The sequence below is a fragment of the Bacillus sp. MSP13 genome, assembly GCF_000815295.1.
GTDB classification, from domain to species: domain Bacteria; phylum Bacillota; class Bacilli; order Bacillales; family Bacillaceae; genus Bacillus; species Bacillus vallismortis.
This window is the reverse complement of sequence record NZ_JXAQ01000014.1, coordinates 23,012-44,273: the sequence shown is the minus strand read 5'-3', so window position 1 is coordinate 44,273 and position 21,262 is coordinate 23,012. Positions and strand designations below refer to the sequence as shown.

Sequence of the window (21,262 nt, the reverse complement as noted above, 5' to 3'; positions counted from 1 at the left end):
TTCATATTGTAACCTAACTTTACCACAAAAAGTGATCTCTATAAAAAAACGATTCTAGCAAATTGTTTCCAATCAAGCAGGACAAATCATACAAAAAGAGCTTCCCGTGCCAGGAAGCAAAACCAAATCCCTTTTCAATCTAAAAAGATAGGTACAGAATGCTAGTAAGTAAGATTCTTTATATCGTTATTTTGACCGATGTTCCCTATTAAAAGAATTATGTATGATCAATTAAGAAAACGCTTTCAAAGAAAGGGGTATGCCAACATGTCTTATCGTATGAAACGAGTGTTATTGCTTCTTGTCACTGGATTGTTTTTGAGTTTGTCTGCATTCACATCTACTGCCTCAGCTCAAACAGGCGGATCGTTTTTTGACCCTTTTAACAGCTATAACCCCGGTTTTTGGCAAAAAGCAAATGGTTACTCGAATGGGGATATGTTCAACTGCACTTGGCGTGCAAATAACGTTTCCACGACGTCATTTGGTGAAATGCGTTTGGCGCTAACAAGTCCATCCTTTAACAAATTTGACTGCGGGGAAAACCGTTCTGTTCAAACATATGGCTATGGACTTTATGAAGTCAGAATGAAACCAGCTAAAAACACGGGTATCGTTTCATCGTTCTTCACGTACACAGGTCCAACGGATGGAACGCCTTGGGATGAGATTGATATCGAATTTTTAGGAAAAGACACAACAAAGGTTCAATTTAACTATTATACAAATGGGGCAGGAAACCATGAGAAGCTTGTGGATCTCGGATTTGATGCAGCCAATGCCTATCACACGTATGCGTTCGATTGGCAGCCAAATTCTATTAAATGGTATGTCGATGGGCAATTAAAACACACTGCGACAAGCCAAATACCGACAACGCCAGGAAAGATTATGATGAACCTGTGGAATGGTACGGGTGTCGATGAATGGCTCGGTTCCTACAATGGTGTAACACCGCTATACGCTCATTACGACTGGGTGCGTTACACAAAAAAATAAAGTCAAATATTGATAAGAGCCCGCTGCCTTAATATAGCCCGGCTCTTATGATTGAAGGGAAAAGTTGTTGGCATGAATGGGCGAATCTTATCGAGAGGATATCAGCCCCTCTTTCTCTTTCGAAATCGCCCGCTGCCGTCCACGCCGCAATCGTTATCCGGCAGTTCTTATTTAGCAGAAAGATAGATTCTCCGGCAAGGATGCAAGCGGTTCAGTTCAATAGTGATAATAGATCAATTTTCTTTTTATCCAAGCTTACCTGCTGAAAACTTCATAAAAAAACCCACAAATTTGAGACAAACTGTCATATTTTCTCACACAGATGATCGGCAAGCCGTATATTTATGATAGAGTTTTAATTATCATAATATTCAGTATTTATCACATTCTTTAAGGAGGTAATCTATGAACCAGCAATCAGGATTAAAAAAAGACTTAAAAACACGCCATATGACCATGATTTCGATCGCGGGCGTGATCGGCGCAGGCCTATTTGTAGGCAGCGGTTCAGTCATTCACTCGACCGGCCCCGGTGCCATTGTTTCTTACGCGCTAGCCGGCTTACTGGTTATTTTCATCATGAGAATGCTCGGTGAAATGTCTTCCGTAAACCCGACGAGCGGATCGTTTTCCCAATACGCTCATGACGCCATCGGGCCATGGGCAGGATTTACAATCGGCTGGCTGTATTGGTTTTTCTGGGTCGTCGTCATCGCGATCGAAGCAATTGCCGGAGCCGGCATCCTTCAATACTGGTTCCACGATATTCCACTGTGGCTCACAAGCTTAGTTTTGACCGTATTGCTTACGCTGACGAATATTTACTCCGTTAAATCATTCGGGGAATTCGAATATTGGTTCTCCCTTATTAAGGTCGTTACGATCATTTTGTTCTTAATTGTTGGGTTCGCTTTCATTTTTGGATTCGCACCAGGCAGCAGTCCAGTGGGCTTCTCCAACTTGACGGGCCAAGGCGGATTTTTCCCGCAAGGCATCAGCTCCGTATTGCTTGGCATTGTTGTCGTTATTTTTTCCTTTATGGGAACGGAAATCGTTGCGATCGCTGCAGGAGAAACATCCAATCCATTAGAATCCGTGACAAAAGCGACACGTTCCGTTGTGTGGCGCATCATCGTCTTTTACGTCGGCTCTATCGCCGTTGTCGTTGCGCTTTTGCCTTGGAATTCAGCCAATATTTTAGAAAGCCCGTTCGTCGCTGTGCTAGGGCATATCGGTGTTCCCGCAGCCGCGCAGCTTATGAATTTCATTGTCCTCACCGCTGTACTCTCTTGCCTGAATTCAGGTTTGTACACCACATCCAGAATGCTGTATTCACTTGCGGAAAGAAACGAAGCACCGCGGCGCTTTATGACATTAAGCAAAAAAGGAGCCCCTGTACAGGCGATTGTTGCCGGTACATTTTTCTCATATATCGCGGTTGTGATGAATTACTTTTCTCCCGATACCGTCTTTTTATTTTTAGTCAATTCATCAGGCGCCATTGCACTGCTTGTCTATCTCGTCATCGCTGTTTCCCACTTAAGAATGCGTAAAACACTTGAAAAAACGAACCCCGAAGCGCTGAAGATAAAAATGTGGCTCTTCCCGTACTTAACCTACGTGACCATTATCGCCATCTGCGGAATTTTAGGATCTATGGCATTTATTGATTCCATGAGAGACGAGCTGCTGCTGACAGGCGTCATCACAGGGGTTGTTCTCATTTCTTACCTTGTATTCAGAAAACGCAAGGTGGGCGAAAAAGCGGCATCCAAATCCATCACACAGCAGCAGCCCGACATCCTGCCTTAATTTAATCACTCTTATACGCACTTCCTTTAGGATTTTTATGATTATCTTTCTCTGGGAGACGGCGGCACACAGTTTTTTTGTAACCATCACGTCCTTATCGACATTAACTATAGTATCCATTTGAAAAATTAGATAAGGACGATGAAAATGACACTTGAAAAATTTGTGGATGCTCTCCCAATCCCAGAAACACTAAAGCCAGTGCAGCAAACAAAAGAAAAGACATACTACGAAGTGACCATGGAGGAATGCGCTCATAAGCTTCATCGCGATCTCCCTCCGACCCGCTTGTGGGGTTACAACGGCCAGTTTCCCGGACCTACCATTGAGGTCAATCGAAATGAAAACGTTTATGTAAAATGGATGAACCACCTTCCTTCAACACATTTCCTTCCGGTCGACCACACCATTCATCACAGTGACAGCCAGCATGCAGAACCCGAGGTCAAGACCGTCGTTCATTTACACGGAGGCGTCACGCCAGAGGATAGCGACGGGTATCCCGAGGCCTGGTTTACCAAAGACTTTGAACAAACAGGCCCTTATTTTAAACGAGAGATTTATCATTATCCAAATCAGCAGCGCGGTGCTATTTTGTGGTATCACGATCACGCCATGGCGCTCACCAGGCTGAATGTCTATGCCGGACTCATCGGCGCTTATCTCATTCACGATCCAAAGGAAAAACGATTAAAGCTCCCTTCCGGCGAATACGACGTGCCGCTTCTGATCACAGACCGCACGATCAATGAGGACGGTTCTTTGTTTTATCCAAGCGGGCCGGAAAACCCTTCCCCGTCACTGCCTAACCCTTCAATCGTTCCGGCGTTTTGCGGAGAAACCATACTCGTCAACGGGAAGGCATGGCCATACTTGGAGGTCGAACCGAGAAAATACCGCTTTCGCGTCATCAACGCCTCCAACACAAGAAGCTATAACCTGTCACTCGATAATGACGGGGAGTTTATTCAGATTGGTTCAGACGGAGGGCTCCTGCCGCGCTCTGTAAAACTGAACTCATTCAGTCTAGCGCCAGCTGAACGCTATGATATCATCATTGACTTCACAGCCTATGAAGGTCAGTCGATCATATTGGCAAACACCGAGGGCGGCGGTGACGCCAATCCCGAAACAGATGCGAACATCATGCAATTCAGAGTCACAAAACCATTGGCACAAAAAGACGAAAGCAGAAAACCAAAATACCTTGCCTCATCCCCTTCCGTTCAGAATGAAAGAATACACAACATCAGAACACTGAAACTGGCAGGCACACAGGACGAATACGGCAGACCCGTCCTTCTCCTCAATAACAAACGCTGGCACGACCCTGTCACAGAAACGCCAAAAGCAGGCACAACTGAAATATGGTCCATTATCAACCCGACACGCGGAACACACCCGATCCACCTGCATCTGGTCTCCTTCCGTGTATTAGACCGGCGTCCGTTTGATATCGCGCGTTATCAAGAAAGAGGGGAATTGTTCTACACCGGCCCAGCTGTTCCGCCGCCGCCAAGTGAAAAGGGCTGGAAAGACACCATTCAAGCCCACGCCGGTGAAGTCTTGAGAATCGCGGCGACATTTGGGCCATATAGCGGACGATACGTATGGCACTGCCATATTCTTGAGCATGAAGACTATGACATGATGAGACCGATGGATATAACAGATCCCCATAAGTAACCAAACAAACTTGCCTATGACGGCAAGTTTTTTGTATATGAAACTTTCAGATCGATAGTTCGTATAACATAAAAATGGAAAAAAGGAGCCTTTTATGCGGACTTACAATCTCAATGACAAAACACAGCAGTACATTTCCCTTTATGACGAATTAAAATCAAAATTAAAATGGAAAGTTGCACACGATCAGATATTAATGCTCATTTCTTCTGCATATATTGTAAATAGAAGAGAGTTTGATTTTCAGCGTTTTTATGATTTGAGCAGCTATATCAAATCAAACATCGGCAGTTTCTCAACTCTCAATTCACATCACCGCTTTACGGTTGCTTCCATACTGGACATTCATTTTCAGCATGAGGCAAAACAAACATTTCTCACTTTCATTGACGTATACGATGAAATGGTGACGCTTGGATATAAGCGGGATATATTCACATACTTTGCCGCTTTGATCCTGCTTACCGGCAATTCTGACACAACAAACCAAAGAGAACAGATGAACATGGGGCTTTCTGTTTATCAACAGATGAAGAAAAACCATTACTTTCTCACATCAACCCAGAATATTCCCCTCGCCGTATTGCTTGGTGAAAACAGAAACGGTTTGCAGGCGCTAAACAAGGCGGAAACATGCTATCAGCTGCTGGCGGCCAACGGGTTTAAAAAAGGGCAGTACTTACATCAGGTCAGCCATATTCTGGCCTTACAAAGTGAAAAAGACCCCGAAACACTTGTTTCTCATTTCAAACATACATATCAATCCATTACTGATTCTTTCAAAAAGCCTAAGGATTATCATTACCCGGACCTTGCGCTTCTGACATTCCTAGAAGAACCAGATACGAAAACCGTTTTGGCTATCGCTCATGAATTAAACCAAAAAAAAGCATTTAAATGGCAAAAAGATATGAATGTCAAAATGGCTGTCAGTTTATATCTCAGTGAGCATATGGAGACAAATCTGCTGATGGAATCAGGCCTGTACACCGCTATCGAAACAGTCATTCAGGCTCAGCAGGCAGCCGTGACAGCAGCTGTCATCAGCACAACAGCAAGCAGCCAGTCATTCTCATGACGGAAACGAAATCAGGAGGGGACACATGCCATACATCACATTAGAAGATCAGACGCGCTTATACTATGAAACGCACGGGACCGGTACACCGATCCTGTTTATACACGGGGTGCTGATGAGCGGACAGTTTTTCTACAAACAATTTTCATCACTCTCTGCCAATTATCAGTGTATTCGCCTCGACCTTAGAGGACATGGCGAATCCGACAAAGCGCTTCACGGCCACACCATTTCCCAATATGCCCGCGACATAAAGGAATTTCTAAAAGCAATAGAGCTCGATCATGCCGTTCTCGCCGGCTGGTCAATGGGCGCTTTTGTCGTATGGGATTATCTCAATCAATTTGGGAATGATAACATACAAGCCGCTGTGATTATCGATCAATCCGCTTCCGACTATCAATGGGAGGGATGGGAGCACGGCCCGTTTGATTTTGACGGTTTAAAAACGGCGATGCACGCTATTCAGACTGACCCGCTGCCATTCTACGAGCGTTTCATCCTTAATATGTTCGCAGAACCGCCTGCTCAGACAGAAACAGAATGGATGCTGGCAGAAATCCTTAAACAGCCGGCCGCCATTTCAAGCACAATTTTATTTAACCAAACGGCTGCAGATTACCGCGGCGCCCTTCAAAACATTAATGTGCCGACATTGTTATGCTTCGGAGAAGACCGCAAATTTTTCTCGACAGCAGCTGGAGAACACTTGCGCAGCAATCTTCCAAACTCGACGCTCGTCACCTTTTCTAAAAGCAGCCATTGCCCGTTTTTAGAAGAGCCCGACGCTTTTAACAGTACACTCCTCTCCTTTTTAGACGAGCAGATTGGAAAGTCATAAAGAAAAAGGAATTAGGAGATTAGGGAAAAGTATGAGACAATAGGAATTGTGCAGTAAAATACATGAGGGAAGAAGTGACTTTATGTCTTACTATAACAAACGAAATCAAGAACCGCTGCCTAAAGAAGATGTAAGTACTTGGGAATGCACAAAAGAAGACTGCAACGGCTGGACCAGAAAAAACTTCGCAAGCAGTGACACGCCATTGTGCCCTTTGTGCGGAAGCAAAATGATTGACGGCATCCGTTCATTAGTGAATCTCCAAAACAACAGTCAAACGAAAACAAGCTAGCTCTTCCCTATAACAAATGCAGTCTCCCGCAAGCAAACACTCCCCGAACGGAGACGCAATTCTATTATCCAGAGACTAAAAGCCTCATTTCAAAAGAGGCCTAAAACAAAGAAAGAAGCCCAAAACTGTAAACGTTGAGGGCTTCTTCTGTCTATTTTATGGTATAATATGGATATCGAAGGGGTGATAACATGATTGCAAACCAACAGCAAAAAGACCTGGAAAAAAGGGCTAGATTCAAAAAGCTGAACCTTGCAATGAACGCTTATGTTGAGCTTCTGTTTTTGTCAATACCTCTGATCCAACTCTTTAAATGGCTCGGATCATTAGCCTTGCATCTCGTCCATTAAAAAACCGCTCAGCCCATGCCGAGTGGTTTTTTCAATTAATCACAGAAAAGCTGTTGATAATGCCGTTCGAATTTTCCCACACCTTTTTGAACGTCTTATTTTCAAGGTTATAGGAATAAATCGTCCTCACCTTCGCTTCACGTCCTGTTTCATCCTTCAGCTTTTTGGCCCCCTTGGCTTCGGCGAGAAAATAAATGCTCTTGCCATCCGCAGAGAACTGCGGCTGGGCGTCAATTAACAGCTTGAATGATTTTTGATTTGTAATGATGGTTTCATATTTTTTCGTATCCGCATTCAGCATCTGAACAGCAGCGGTTTGCTCCGTTCCTTTTTGTGTATAGGATGTAAACAAAATCTGTTTATCATCACCAGAAACAGCAATATCGCTGATAAACTGGTCAAGGCTCTTCAGCTCAGCGAAATTGTTTTGATGGCCGGCCGCAAAATGAATCGTTGTCGGCTCAGGATCGATCCCCTTTTCGTTCGCTTCATCTGTTTTCTTGTAATCTTCTTCTGCAGAATAATGCAGCAAGGCAAATGAATCTGATTTCTTGTTATAAAAGAAGCCGCTGACGCTGTCATCCTGATCATTCGCGGCAGGATAAAGGTTTGTGTATTTCTTCGTTTTCAGATCAAAGGATGCGATCCGGAAATTGCTTTCATCCGCTTTTCCTAAACGGAAATAGATGGTTGAACGGTCCTTTGACAAAAACAAACTGTCCGCACTCTCCGCACCTTTATAAAGGATTGTCTTTTGATTAGACTTTAGATCCAGCTTAAAAAGCCTCATTTCATTTTGATTATTATTGCCTGTAAAATAGAGCACCTGCTGCTTTTGATCCAAAGCAAATGCCGGATAGCCGGTCAGCTTGTCCTCATGGATCACCTTGTCATTTTCATAATACTTCGTCTTTAGATCGGTATTTGTAATCGAAACAAGCAGCTGATCACCGCTTTCCGTATGTACTGAAACATCAGCAGCGCTCTCATGGCCTTTATCCTTGGCAGCATAAAACGCAAAACCCGCTGCAGCGGCTGCTATCACGACAGTTAATAATAGGATTCTTTTTTTCATCTTTTATCTCCACCAATAGAAAAAGCAAGAATGCGACTTCTTGCTTTACAGATTATATGTAGATTAATAGCTGTAATGTCCCGCTACTTTTCCTTTGCTTAATGGGTATCCAAGCGCTTTAAACGCTTTAGGGCTTACATCCAGAACTGCGTTAGGCATTCTGCCAACATCATTTTTGTACACCGTAATGACCTTTTTAGGCTTCGCTTTTGCATAAGCTCTGATTTTTGTCCCGTTTTTAGGAACATCAAATCCGATCTTGGTCGCACAATCCCAGTGTCCAAGCTTTTTGCCTGAAGAGCCTTTTTTCCCGACTCCATTATACCAAGTAATATTTCCGTTCACATGTTTCGCACTGGCATCTGATGAAAAACTGAAAACTCCCAAAGTACTTCCTGCTAAAATAAAAGCGGCTAAAATGATTTTCTTCAACATTTCGTCCCCCTGTTTGTTAACATCTAGAAAAATTATACACGATCAACCAGGGGATTTTTATTTCAATATCCTTACAGTAATATTACAAACTCTAGAATAGTTGACTCTGTTAAAATAAACCATGGAAGATTATCCTATTATAATTGCAATATAAGCGTTATAATTGTTGATAGAGTAGTTATCGCATTCAATATGAACGAATCATTACCGTATTGTTCAAACCAAATTCATAGTTATGTAAACGATTCATACTCTCATATAAAGAAAAAAGAGTGTGCGAGACTCTTTTTTCTTCAAAGTTTCTTTTTTCAAAAAAACGCAGATTATATTATATAAAATTTTCATTTCGTTTTTGGTTTTAAAAATGGCGATTTTGTGAACAGTTCATATTGATCAGTGCGGAATTACTCATATCAAAAGATATAGGAGTGGTAATCCATGAAGGCAGCAAGATGGCATAACCAAAAGGATATCCGTATTGAACATATTGACGAGCCAAAAACAGAGCCCGGAAAAGTAAAGATCAAAGTCAAATGGTGCGGCATCTGCGGCAGTGATTTACACGAGTATCTGGGCGGCCCGATCTTTATTCCGGTTGACAAACCGCATCCATTAACGAATGAAACAGCACCTGTCACTATGGGCCATGAATTCTCCGGTGAAGTTGTTGAAGTTGGAGAAGGCGTTGAAAACTATAAAGCAGGAGACCGCGTCGTAGTCGAACCGATTTTTGCAACGCACGGCCACCAAGGCGCCTACAATCTTGATGAACAAATGGGATTCCTCGGCTTAGCAGGCGGAGGCGGCGGTTTCTCTGAGTATGTATCCGTCGATGAAGAACTTCTGTTCAAACTCCCTGAGGAATTATCATATGAACAAGGCGCTCTTGTTGAGCCTTCTGCGGTCGCTTTATACGCTGTCCGTTCAAGCAAAATCAAAGCCGGTGACAAAGCGGCTGTATTCGGCTGCGGCCCGATCGGACTTCTTGTGATTGAAGCGCTGAAGGCTGCCGGTGCGACTGACATTTACGCTGTCGAGCTTTCACCTGAACGCCAGCAAAAAGCTGAAGAGCTTGGAGCCATCATCGTTGATCCGTCCAAAACAGATGATGTAGTCGCTGAAATTGCAGAGCGTACTGGAGGCGGTGTTGACGTCGCATTTGAAGTCACTGGCGTGCCAGTGGTGCTGCGTCAAGCGATCCAATCCACTACAATTGCCGGGGAAACAATCATCGTCAGCATTTGGGAAAAAGGCGCGGAAATCCACCCGAACGATATCGTCATCAAAGAACGCACAGTCAAAGGAATTATCGGATACCGCGACATCTTCCCAGCTGTATTGTCATTAATGAAAGAAGGCTATTTCTCCGCTGACAAACTCGTCACAAAAAAAATCGTATTAGACGATTTAATCGAGGAAGGCTTCGGCGCTCTTATTAAAGAGAAAAACCAAGTCAAAATTCTTGTCAGACCTAACTAATGGAACAAAAAAGAATCCGCGCCAGTATGCGGATTCTTTTTTTATTTCATCCAATCACAGAGCTGGAATCATTCTTCGCCTCGCCGCGGTCATAAGCGCGGAAATGGCCCTCGAGCTGCTCAAGCGAAAGCCCTTTCGTTTCCGGTAAAAATGTCTTCACAAACAGGACAGAACAAATTCCTAGTACAACGAAGATAAAGAACGTTGTGGACAGCCCGATGGCGGCCAGCAATATCGGGAAAGTGAAACTGACTGCAAAATTCACCATCCACAGACAGAACACCGTGACGCCCATTCCCAAACCGCGAAGACGGAGCGGGAAAATCTCAGAAAGCATGAGCCACGTCACTGGGGAAATCGCCCCCTGCTGGAATGCAAGGAATGTCACTGTTAACGACAGAACCACATATGGAAGAGCCGGTGATCCTTCGAGCACGAGTGAGAATATCCCGATCAGCAATAACGCCGTTGTCGTACCGATCAAACCTGTCATCAGCATCGGCCGGCGGCCTACTTTACCAAGAAGCCAGATTCCAACGAACGTTGCCAATACCGAAATCACGCCATTTGCGATATTTCCGATTAATGCGGCTTCCGTTTGAAAACCGGAATCTCTTAAAATTTCAGTCCCATAATACATAATTGAGTTTACACCTGTAATTTGCTGCACAACCGCAATCCCGATTCCAATGAACACAATCCGGCGCACCCATGGGACTGCAAGGTCTTTAAACGTCGCTTTTTCAAGCTTATCTTCTTTTTTGAAAGCGGATTCAATTTCTTCCAGCTCAGACACGGCCTGCTTGTCATCCCTGATTTTTTTCAATACCCGCAAAGCATCTTCTTTTCTTCCTTTCGAAACAAGCCAACGGGGGCTCTCAGGCATTCTAAGCATTCCGAAAAACAAGAATACCGCTGGGAGCGACGCAATGACGAGCATAAATCTCCACACATTGGAGCTGTCTCCCATTGTTGTCCCGAGGATCGCATTAAAAACAAAAGCCAAAAGCTGTCCGGATACGATCATCAATTCATTCTGCGTCACCATCCGCCCCCTGCTTTCCATAGGAGACATCTCCGCTAAATAGGCGGGAACCGTAACTGATGCGCCCCCGACCGCAATACCAAGCACAAAACGGGAAATAATCATAATCGTTACATTTGGCGCAAACGTACAACCGAGCGTTGAAATGAAAAATATAACAGCGAGGAACAAAATATTTTTGCGGCGCCCGTTAAAATCAGACATCCTGCCGCCAAACACAGCACCCAGTGCGGCTCCAAAAAGAAGTGAACTGGTGACGAGCCCCTCTGTGAAGGCATTGAGGTTTAGCTGGTCCGGCTCTCCCATATAAGGCAAAGCTCCGTTGAGCACACCCGTATCATAACCGAAGAGGAGACCGCCGAAAGTCGAGACTATAATAACCGTACGTAAAAATGACATTTGATTGCCTTGTTTATTCATACTGTTTCCCCCAGTCTTTTTCAGAATCGATCAATGCGTATTTCAAAAACTCATTCTAGGGCTGCTGCTTTTCTTACATTTGGTGAGCAGGCTTCAGAAAAAATTCGTTATGTTTATCCAATGGCCCCATTACCTTCCCTCCTGCTTAGCCTTTCCGTTTCCCTGGAAGCGATTTCATTTTCCATTTAAGAAACAGTGAGCATTTCTTTGTACAAACACTTGACATCTTGTTACTTTATAGTCACTTTATAGTTCTATTGTAGTGATATCATAGTGACATTTTTGTTATATCTGATATTATCATAATTATAAAAACGCTTTCAGTCAATATAAATTTCTGAAAATTTTTAACCTATACACTGAAAAATCATCAATTCAAGGGGAAAATGAACTTTTTTCTATGTGAAAATGAGGCAATCTCGTAAAAGTTCCTGTGAGTTTCTGTTTATACGCTCTCAACGACAGGATGAGTAACTGTTGGTTAACTTCTCCTGTTTTTCTAATCTTCATTGACTTTCTTATCAAACATGAGAACAATCGTTTCAGACTGAAGGTAAAAGGAAATAGAAAAGAAAAGATGGCTGGTTAAGAGGAGGCAACAAAATTGAATGAGGTTTATGTCATTGCAGGCCTTTTGTTGTTAACAGCGGGGATGATTGATTTTTTATGGACTACATTATGGTTAGAGAGCGGCGCAGGCCCGATCACCAGATGTTTGTCAGCATGGCTGTGGAAAGGCTTTCGCAAAATCAGCGGAGACAACGCAAAGGTTCTCAGCACGGCAGGCCCTCTGCTGTTATGCCTGACGTTAGTGATATGGATCATTTTATTTTGGGGCGGATGGTTTTTGATTTTCTCAAGTGACCCCCAATCACTCATGGACACTCAATCGAAAGAACCGGCGTCCTGGTCAGACCGAATTTATTTTACCGGTTATGTCATGTTTACATTAGGGAATGGCGACCTCGCACCGAACGGAGACCTATGGAAGCTCATCACGGTCATAGAAACCGCTCATGGCCTGCTGACCATCACATTTTCTGTTACCTATTTGATTTCCGTATTAAGTGCCGTTAATCAGAAGCGCTCATTTGCCCAAAGTGTATTAAGCGTGGGGCGTGACGGAACTGAAATTGTCCAGAATGCATGGAACGGCAAAGATTTTCACGACATTGATTTTCTTCTTGTCACGATCTCATCAGATCTGGGAAAGCTGACCGCTCAGCATGACGCCTTCCCTATCCTTCATTTTTACCATAGCACGCAGCGCCAGGAATCATCCATTATAGCTGTCACTGTATTGGATGAGGCATTAACCATTTTGAAATACGGCATTCCTGAACAATATCAGCCAAACCAGCTTCACATCAAAGAAACCCGCTCAAGCATTAAAAACTACTTGGATACCGTTCATACCGCCTATATCCATTCAGCGGAACAAGCGCCGCCGGAACCAGACATCACAAAGCTTCAACAAAAAGGCATACCCACTTTATCAAAGCAAACATTCCAAACGGCTATCCAATCTTTACAGGAACGGCGTCAATTGCTGCTGGGCATTGTCCAAGCCGGGGCCCGAAAATGGCCTGTTCAGGGGCAGTCAATGGATCATACGTAAAAAAGTCCGGAGTGTTAGATCACTCCGGACTTGATTCTTATACAAGCTTCTGGCCGCAATTCGGACAAAAATTGGCTTCGCCGGTTTTTGTTCCGCAGTTCGGACAGAAATTCGGTTTATTTCCGTTGCCTGATGGCTGTGCCTGCTGGTTCTGATTCATTTGATTCATCATTTGATTGGCCATATTCATTCCCATCATCATTCCAGCCATATCGGAAGCCGTTCCGCCACCGCTCATCTTTCCGGATGCCATTCCATCCGTCATGGATATTTGCTGGTATCTATTTACATCTCCAACCATACCGTATGAAGCGTTCTTCGTAATCATATCCTGAACCTCTTGAGGATAATTAAAGCTCATGATTTGAAAACCGGTGATCGTCATTCCGTCGCCAATTAATTGCATATCTAAGTCTTCTTGAATTCCCTTTGCAATGTCAAAAGCGTTGGCTTGGAGATTAAACATATCCTTCCCTTCTCTAGTGATCCACTTCATGAGAAGCTGATCCAGAATAGAAGTGATCCGAATTTTAATATCCTCAACAAAATATTGATCCTTCACGCCAGCGATTTTATCAATCAGCCTGATATAGTCCTGCACCTTCACATGAAAAGTGCCGTTTGCGCGGATCGGCATCCCGCCAGGCATTCCCGCTGCCGGAATATGTATCGCCTGCTTTGTTCCCCATCTCACGGTAAATTCCTTCGTATTGACAAACAGCACCTCGGCGCGCATGCCGCTGTTAAACCCAAATGTAAAGCCCTTTAATGTTGAGAGGAATGGAATAATTTCTGATTCAATATCATAATCGCCATCATCTTGAAAAATCCCTTCAACCCTGCCATTGCTCAAAAAGACGGCATCCTGTCCAGGACGAATGATTAAACGGCTCCCTTTTTTGATTTCACGATTGTTCCATTTATAAAAAATCATATCATCTCTAAATTCTTCCCACTCTACTACATTCGCTAATTGATTTCTGAAAAACGACATTACGCCTCTCCCTTTCTCTAATTCTTACCTTTTAGAAACTGCCTCGGCTTCCGCTGTATGACGTTCCGCCTTTCGTAACACCGCCACCGCCGCCGCTGTCTTTGTCTGATGGTTTTCTTTCTCTAGTTACAGTCGTTCTGATATAAGTGTCATATTGATCAATCACATCGGACGTACGATGATCCATATATGTATTCCCATTAACCGTTACTTTGCCACCCGCATGATAAAGCATGATGGAAACCACGATGCCTCCGACTGCGATGGCAGCAATCAGCTGAAACCACCAAGCAAAGAACACGCTGTCAGGATTGACTCCCGGTTTTATGCCCATATCTTTATAGGAAAGCTGAATATATGTTTGAAAAGCATTGAAATAATCTTCATTTGATAAATCAGATGAAATCGTATTTCTGATGCTGTTTAGTCTGCTGTTGTCCAGATACTTTTCAGCTTTTTGGTAGCCCGAGATGTATACTTCTCGATCCGCCATATCAACCGTTAAAATAGCTGTACTCCCTTTTCCGTAACGATCATAAAAATCGCCGGCATAATCGGCAATATCTTCACCGTTTGTGCTTTTTGTCGTAATAATGATGAAATCAGTGTCCCTCTTTGCACCCAGCTCCGCTGAGAGAGATTCAAGTTTTCCGATTTCTGCTTTTGTTAACAGATGGGCATGGTCATATACATGCTGCTGTGATTCAGAAGCTCTCACCGCTTCGAACCCGAGTAAAGGCATTACCACGAAGACAGCCAGCACAACAAGAATCGCTTTCCCTATAAATCCCCGCATCAAAATCCGCCTCCCATCATCCATGAGACGAGCTTCAATGCAAGAAATGTCCCGCCTGCAATTCCGCTAAACCATGCCGCCACTTTTCCTGAACTGATCGGCGGCTTTCCGACAACCTTTCCCGTTTGCCCGTTCATCGCAAAGATATGCTCTGTTCTTTCATAATCGTAGCTGACCATCCAAACGGGAAGCAAAACATAAAAGCTGTTCACATTCTTCGTATGAATATGTTTGTCCCTCACATTGACTGACGTATATCCGGAAAAAGTAGAATGGATGTATGAATCAATAAAACTGCTGATTTTCTCTTTTGCCCTAGGAAAAAGCTCTTCATCGGTATAATTGTATTTTTCAGCAATATAACCGGCCAAATATGCCGTTTGAAAGTCCTTCAGCTGATCGTATGAATAAGGCTCCAACTTGTCCATTAATTCATCATTCATTTTTTCAGAGGCATCGACAGGGATTTTCAAATAATCGAGATTAATATCACGAAACGCTTCAAAGTGCTCCGTTTCTGTGCGAATATAATCTCCTTCATCATACCGATGGACTCTGGTACAGTTCGCTTTCACCTGTACTTCACTATTTAAATCGAACATCCAAAACGGGATATACATGCCGGTGATGCTTTTAATGCGATCGGCTGACATGAAACCTTTTGGTGTCAAAAGGCCTTTTTTGCACCACTTTCGAAATGCCTGCTCCGCTTCTTGTTTGCTGATTGTAAATGGAATGACCTTCGCCGGCGCCAAATGGCCAGATAAACGATCAGCAAGTATAGCCGCACCTCCGCAAAAGCTGCACGTCGTCGCTGTCGTTTCAGCTTCCGTGATCAAAACAGCGCCGCAGTTTTCACATTGATATTCCTTTGCTTCATCATCAGAAAACCGCGCCGCAATGTTTTCTTTCGGAAGGCTTTCAATATTGTCCTGTCTTCCGCAGCTGCCGCAGGATAACGAACCGGATTCACTGTCAAATGCCATATCACTGCCGCAGTTCGGACACTTATAAGATATTATCATTACAGTTCCCTCTCACATCTTATGTTGAAATGGTGCCGCAGCCGAAAGCTGCGGCCTCCTATGTATTATTTATCAAGCATCATTTTCGCTTTTAACGCCGCAAGTTCATCATCTACCTGACTTGAACCGGCAGTTTCATACTTAGCAGTCAGATCAGCAATATCATCCTGCGGAGCGCTGTTCAATTCAGCCATCGCATTCGCCTGATCAAGCGCCTGATTTACTTTATCCTCCATTCTGCCGAACGCAGACATTGATTGGCTGGTGATCGAAACAGAAGTGCCCAGCTTGTTCATTCTTTCTTGCGTTTTCGCTACTGCCCACTTCGCCTTGATCATCTTTTTGCGTGCTTCCAGCTCTCCAATGTCAGAAACCAGTTTGTCATGCATCTTTCTCATTTGTGCGGCATTGGCTGCAGCCATTTGATTCGCCGTCTGCAGCTCAGAAAGCTTTGATTCCAAAGATGTTTTTCTTTCAAGGAATGTTCTCGCATCGCCCTCATTCCCCGCTTGCAGTGCCTTCATCGCATAGCTTTCCATCTTTTCCATGTCTGCCTGGCACTCATGACATTCTCTTTTTGTCCTTTGCTCCTCAGCCATAACAGCCGCTGTTTCTGCCTTTACCTTAGCCAAATCGCTATTCATGTTTCTCAAATATTGATCTACCATTTTCTCTGGATTTTCAGCCTTGTCCAACAAAGAATTGATATTGGCCGACATAATATCTTTGAATCTTCCAATGATACTCATAATGTCGTTTCCTCCTAAATCTATCTAATAAATGAAACCCTTATAAATATACTATTTATTACCGTTAAAAGTTTCATTTTTTTAATAAAAAATGACATTCCAAATAAAAATACATAACTTTCTTACCTGAATTTAGTACTAAATATAAAAAAGGATGCCTCCCAAAAGTCCAAAGACTTTCAAGAAACATCCTCGATATGTTATAGAGAACCTTCAAGCTCTTTCATGCTGGGCAGCGCCTCAATCGCTCCAATTTTCGTGCACACAAGAGCGCCCACCTTATTGGCAAAGGACACAATGTCCCGCAGCTTCGCAAAATCAGCATCTACGGATTGAATCTGATCCGTGTTTGCCAATTGATATAAAGCCGCGCCGACAAAAGCATCCCCCGCTCCTGTTGAGTCAATTGATGTAACCGGAATGCTCGGAATGATTTCTTTCTCCTTCCCATTCGAAAGAAGCGTCCCGCTTTTCCCAAGTGTTACAGCGACCATTTTCGCTCCGATCTCATGAAGAATCGCCACGCCCTCTTCATGATCCTTCGCGCCGCTGATGATCTCCAGCTCCTCGTCACTGACTTTCACAACATCACTTACAGCAATCGCCCTTTTTGCGACACTGACAAACTCCGACATTCTCCCCTTCCACAAATCCTCACGATAGTTAGGGTCGAATGAAATAAACTGTCCGTTGTCTTTCGCAATCGACATCAGCTGTAAATAGGCTGAGCAAAACGGATCTGATAACAATGCCGTCGCTGAGCCGAAATGAAGGATTTTCGCTTCGTTTACTTTATCCTGGTCAATATCCTCCAGCGTAAACAAAGCATCCGCGCCTCTATTAAAAACAAAATCGCGCTCCCCATTTTGCTTTAACGAAACAAACGCAAGCGTTGTAGGCGCTTTCTCATCCATGATCAGCATGGAAGTGTCCACCTGTGCGGCGTCTAATGTTTGCTTCAAAAAATACCCAAACGGATCCTTGCCTACTTTTCCGCTGAAAGCGGCGTCTCCGCCCAGCTTAGCAATGGCCGCTGACACATTCGCCGGAGCACCGCCGGCACTTTTTAAGAAATGGCGCCCTTCCATTAAATCAACGTCAACATCGGTACAAAAAAAATCAATTAACAATTCTCCAATACAAACAACAGATTGACTACGCATATGATCACACTCATTTATATATGATAGATTATAGTCTCAGTATATTACTTTCTGCCATAAATACAAGCGTTTACATTGAATATTAAAAATTTTATATATATTTAGCTTGAAGATCTTTGTGCAGAGAAAATGACGAGTACCAGTAATCTCAGGCTGTTTCTTTATAATAAACAGACTAGGCCAACTCAAGTCGCAGTTGGCCTATCATTGTATAGATCCTTTAGTGCAAAACGACTTTATCTCAGCTCGCCATCCAAAGGTACAATCACTTCATCTAACGTCTTTCTCCACTGACGTTTCAACTCTGGCCCGTATTTCAATGGTTTTGCATCTGGATGTACCGCTTTGTACTGATCAAATTGCTTACTATTGATGATTCCCCCGATATTCGGAATCGGATCTGTCCCTATCACATATTGAACGGCAGATAAATGCAGCTCATCCTCTGCCACAAACCAAGAATTCGCAAATTCCTTAACCGCTTGGCTGCGTTCTTTTGTGAAGAAGCGTCTTTTCACTGCAAGAATATCTTCCTCTTCATCTACGTTTTTCGTATCAATGGCATTTAACATTTCACGGTATACATCTTTCACAATGTCTGATTTCTCTAGTTTTTGAAGGGCACTTTCGATCTCATCTCGGATATTTTGGTTATTGGCCGAGTATGTTTCTAATAGTCGATCAATATACGTTGAATCAATATCATAGATCTTCACTGCGTTTTCTCCATAAAACTCAATATCCGAGAAATCCGGCTCTGGTCCGTCTTGATCCTCATCATCTATCAGTGAACCTTTAATCGTGTGATAGACACCAATATACTCTTCTAGTGTTTCCACCTGTTCTTGAAGTGCTGCTGATTTCTCCATATCATCATTATAGTCATCATACGTCACTAATGCTTCGTATGAATTATTTAGCTCTTGAAATGCTTTTACGAACTCAATTCGGGTGTCAAGAGAGGTGTGCTCATCAATATCGGTTGGACTTGGAATGAGTGTCGTTAACGCTTTGTGAGCCTTCTTAAAACGTTTCTTCGATTCATCATACGTTGGATAAACAAGACTAGATTCTTCTTGTGCATGAGAATATAACTTTGTCGCATTCTTTACGTTTTCTTCCATTGTAAAAGGTTTACGGAATGTCACAATTAATCCTTTTGTCTTTCCTGGATATGTACGATTGGTCCTAGAAAAAGCTTGAATCAAATTGGCATAACTTAAATTCCGATCCACAAATAACGTTTGAATCGTTGGGGCATCAAAACCAGTCAATAACCGATCGACTACAATGACTAGGTCAATTTGTTTCCCAAATTCTTTGAATTCCCCTTTTTTACGAGCCAAGCGATTGTTAATATCACCATTATATCGTTCAATATCTTCTATCGACCACGCAGTGTGATAGTAATCATTATAATCCTTAATAATCTCCATCATTTCATCGTGAGTTTGCTTGGAATTTTCCTCGTTTTCTTGCATTGAATACGTAATTGCAATACGGGGAAAGTCAAGATCTTCAATTGTACGACCTGTTCGGATTGGATGTCCCGCAAACTCATTTGTCAGCCAATTCGTATCCTTCGTCATTTCTTTAATGGCCTGATAGTAACGTTTCGCCATATCAATGGAACTCGTTGTTAAAATAGCTGATTTTTGCGGGCGGCCGTTTTGAAAATCAAATTTAATATAGGCATTATCCGGCCTGAAAATCTTATGAATGACTTTTTGAATATGTTCATCATTCTCGAACGAAGATGGTTCAAGATATGCTTCTTTTTCGATTCCATCCATTTGATCAATCATATCGTTGATTTCATCATCACTACAATTGGCGTATTTTTCTTGATGACGCAGCTGTTCGAAAATATGATTATTTAATGAAGTGAGGTCAATTGTATCTTCATGCTCTACTTGAAACCCTAAAACAGCACCATCGTCTAACGCATTCTTAATCGTATACGTGTGCAAAACGTCTCCATATTGGTCACGAGTAGTGCGAGCTAATCGGCCCTTCGCTTGTTTTTTATTTTCATTAAATATCGGCGTCCCTGTAAATCCAAACCAAGTCGAATTTGGAAAGAACCCCTTAATGGCTTCCATGCCTTCTGCACTTAACGCACGATGGCATTCATCCACGACAAAGACAATATGCTGCCCCAGCAGTTTCTTAAAGCGCTGAGTGCCTTTTTGCTCCTCTTGCCTTTGGGCATAGCGCAAGGAAGCCTCCAGTTTTTGGCGCGTGGTAATGATCACTGTATTCGAATTGGTATCAGACAATAGAGTTTGACTTAGCTCCTTTGCGCTCCCAGTTCCGACAATCAAACTATTCGATTTAGCATGACCAGAAGAAATCCCCGTGTTAAACTCAGACGCAAATTTAGTAAATTCAGTCGTCGTTTGGTTATCTAAGTCTTTTCGGTCAATGAGCATAATCGTGCGGTCCACACCTGTTTTGCGGGCTAATAACTTCGTGGACACAAAACTTGTCAATGTTTTTCCTGAACCGGTCGCATGCCAAACATAGCCGGATTGATGTTTCATGGCAGATGTAAACAAAGCTTGGATCGCATGAATTTGATACGGTTTTAATACTATTATAGCTTTGTTGTCTTGATCCTCACTTATAATTGTATAATCGGCAATCAATCGATGGGCATCTGGAATATTTAAAACTCGTTTCACAAATTCATAAAGATTTTCTACTTTTTGATTATCCTTTGTTCGCCAGCTAAAGATCAATTTCTTGTGCATATCTTTTGGCAGCGCATTGGCAAAATAGCGAGTCGTTTGTTCATTGGAAATGACAAATAACTGCAAGGTAGAAAAGATATTATTTCGAAACATTCCTTCTTCTGCGTATTTCTTAATTTGATGATAGGCTTGAAATACGCCGTCTTTGGCACTGGCCTTCTTTAATTCAATTTGAACAATAGGTAATCCATTGATAAGAAGTGTCACATCAAATCGGCGATCACGTCCATCAACATTTGTCTTTTGTTTCGCAATCTGATGAACGACTTCGTATGTAGAAATACCGCCGCCAATATCTTGATTGGAATACAGCACCAACGACATGGAACCCAATGAAACATCTTCACGTTCAATCGTAATCCGAGCAATTCCATTTTCCCCTTTGAGCCATTTAGCAGCATCAAAGGGTGTCTGCGTTTTCGATAACAACTCTGTCTTTATCGAATCGAATTCTTTATCAGTCATTGGATATTCCCCAATTTCTGATAAATTATTTTGTGTAATCTTGTGCCGCAAGTTCTTCCATAAGTCTTCTTCCGACTTTAAATCCGGACGATAATTCCACTGATTATGCCCTTCCCCTAACACTTCAATCAGGCGGCGCTCTACCTCTGCTTCATCTTTATGTTGGATCGTTGCCATGATTCTCCCC

17 protein-coding genes and 1 pseudogene are annotated in these 21,262 nt (G+C 43.0%); 9 read left to right on the top strand and 9 right to left on the bottom strand.

Annotation, left to right across the window (positions count from 1 at the left end; all coding sequences use genetic code 11):
- Positions 1 to 267: 267 nt before the first annotated feature.
- From bglS to SC79_RS16965, 7 genes and pseudogenes are all read left to right on the top strand, one after another.
- Positions 268 to 999, top strand: coding sequence for a beta-glucanase (gene bglS / locus SC79_RS16995; RefSeq protein ID WP_039076073.1), 732 nt, complete (start codon positions 268 to 270; stop codon positions 997 to 999).
- 405 nt (positions 1,000 to 1,404) lie between these two features.
- Positions 1,405 to 2,811 carry a GABA permease gene (gene gabP, locus SC79_RS16990; protein ID WP_039076072.1) on the top strand — a complete coding sequence of 469 codons (1,407 nt, stop codon included), beginning with the start codon at positions 1,405 to 1,407 and terminating at the stop codon, positions 2,809 to 2,811.
- Between the two features lie 147 nt (positions 2,812 to 2,958).
- On the top strand, positions 2,959 to 4,497 hold the full coding sequence (cotA, locus tag SC79_RS16985; RefSeq protein ID WP_039076071.1) for an outer spore coat copper-dependent laccase CotA: 1,539 nt from the start codon (positions 2,959 to 2,961) through the stop codon (positions 4,495 to 4,497).
- Positions 4,498 to 4,591: 94 nt separating this feature from the next.
- Positions 4,592 to 5,582, top strand: a pseudogene (locus tag SC79_RS16980) (DUF4003 family protein); the annotation flags it as partial.
- Positions 5,583 to 5,600: 18 nt separating this feature from the next.
- Positions 5,601 to 6,416, top strand: coding sequence for an alpha/beta fold hydrolase (locus SC79_RS16975; RefSeq protein ID WP_039076069.1), 816 nt, complete (start codon positions 5,601 to 5,603; stop codon positions 6,414 to 6,416).
- An 82-nt stretch (positions 6,417 to 6,498) separates the two neighbouring features.
- Complete coding sequence (locus SC79_RS16970; RefSeq protein ID WP_010329053.1) at positions 6,499 to 6,708, top strand: cold-shock protein; 210 nt, start codon at positions 6,499 to 6,501, stop codon at positions 6,706 to 6,708.
- Between the two features lie 191 nt (positions 6,709 to 6,899).
- A complete protein-coding gene (locus SC79_RS16965; protein WP_039076068.1) occupies positions 6,900 to 7,058 on the top strand; it encodes a hypothetical protein in 159 nt (52 codons plus the stop codon).
- Positions 7,059 to 7,089: 31 nt separating this feature from the next.
- On the opposite strand, the gene SC79_RS16960 is transcribed toward SC79_RS16965, so the two are convergent.
- Together SC79_RS16960 and walM are read right to left on the bottom strand one after the other, a co-directional pair.
- Positions 7,090 to 8,133: a PD40 domain-containing protein gene (locus SC79_RS16960; protein WP_039076067.1), complete on the bottom strand. Its 1,044-nt coding sequence runs from the start codon at positions 8,131 to 8,133 to the stop codon at positions 7,090 to 7,092.
- Positions 8,134 to 8,196: 63 nt separating this feature from the next.
- A complete protein-coding gene (walM, locus tag SC79_RS16955) occupies positions 8,197 to 8,568 on the bottom strand; it encodes a cell wall metabolism protein WalM (protein WP_041952549.1) in 372 nt (123 codons plus the stop codon).
- A 438-nt stretch (positions 8,569 to 9,006) separates the two neighbouring features.
- Here walM and bdhA point away from each other — a divergent pair, with 438 nt between their 5' ends.
- A complete protein-coding gene (bdhA, locus tag SC79_RS16950; RefSeq protein WP_010329049.1) occupies positions 9,007 to 10,047 on the top strand; it encodes a (R,R)-butanediol dehydrogenase in 1,041 nt (346 codons plus the stop codon).
- Between the two features lie 46 nt (positions 10,048 to 10,093).
- On the opposite strand, the gene SC79_RS16945 is transcribed toward bdhA, so the two are convergent.
- Positions 10,094 to 11,512, bottom strand: a complete 1,419-nt coding sequence (locus SC79_RS16945) for a sugar porter family MFS transporter (RefSeq protein ID WP_039076066.1) — start codon at positions 11,510 to 11,512, stop codon at positions 10,094 to 10,096.
- Positions 11,513 to 12,116: 604 nt separating this feature from the next.
- Between SC79_RS16945 and SC79_RS16940 the strand changes: the two genes are divergently transcribed.
- The gene (locus SC79_RS16940; protein WP_039076065.1) at positions 12,117 to 13,130 is read left to right on the top strand and encodes a potassium channel family protein; all 1,014 of its coding nucleotides are present in this window, start codon (positions 12,117 to 12,119) and stop codon (positions 13,128 to 13,130) included.
- Positions 13,131 to 13,167: 37 nt separating this feature from the next.
- On the opposite strand, the gene SC79_RS16935 is transcribed toward SC79_RS16940, so the two are convergent.
- The 6 genes from SC79_RS16935 to SC79_RS16910 form a co-directional block, all read right to left on the bottom strand.
- Entirely contained in the window at positions 13,168 to 14,124 is a 957-nt protein-coding gene (locus tag SC79_RS16935; protein ID WP_039076064.1) for an SPFH domain-containing protein, read from the bottom strand.
- A 31-nt stretch (positions 14,125 to 14,155) separates the two neighbouring features.
- Positions 14,156 to 14,920 carry a TPM domain-containing protein gene (locus SC79_RS16930; RefSeq protein ID WP_039076063.1) on the bottom strand — a complete coding sequence of 255 codons (765 nt, stop codon included), beginning with the start codon at positions 14,918 to 14,920 and terminating at the stop codon, positions 14,156 to 14,158.
- Positions 14,920 to 15,945 carry a TFIIB-type zinc ribbon-containing protein gene (locus SC79_RS16925; protein ID WP_039076062.1) on the bottom strand — a complete coding sequence of 342 codons (1,026 nt, stop codon included), beginning with the start codon at positions 15,943 to 15,945 and terminating at the stop codon, positions 14,920 to 14,922. The genes SC79_RS16930 and SC79_RS16925 overlap by 1 nt, the downstream gene beginning before the upstream one ends.
- Positions 15,946 to 16,010: 65 nt before the next feature.
- A complete protein-coding gene (locus SC79_RS16920; protein ID WP_039076061.1) occupies positions 16,011 to 16,694 on the bottom strand; it encodes a PspA/IM30 family protein in 684 nt (227 codons plus the stop codon).
- Positions 16,695 to 16,894: 200 nt separating this feature from the next.
- Positions 16,895 to 17,857, bottom strand: a complete 963-nt coding sequence (locus SC79_RS16915) for a carbohydrate kinase family protein (RefSeq protein ID WP_039076060.1) — start codon at positions 17,855 to 17,857, stop codon at positions 16,895 to 16,897.
- Positions 17,858 to 18,093: 236 nt separating this feature from the next.
- Positions 18,094 to 21,252 carry a type I restriction endonuclease subunit R gene (locus SC79_RS16910; RefSeq protein WP_039076059.1) on the bottom strand — a complete coding sequence of 1,053 codons (3,159 nt, stop codon included), beginning with the start codon at positions 21,250 to 21,252 and terminating at the stop codon, positions 18,094 to 18,096.
- Between the last annotated feature and the right edge of the window lie 10 nt (positions 21,253 to 21,262).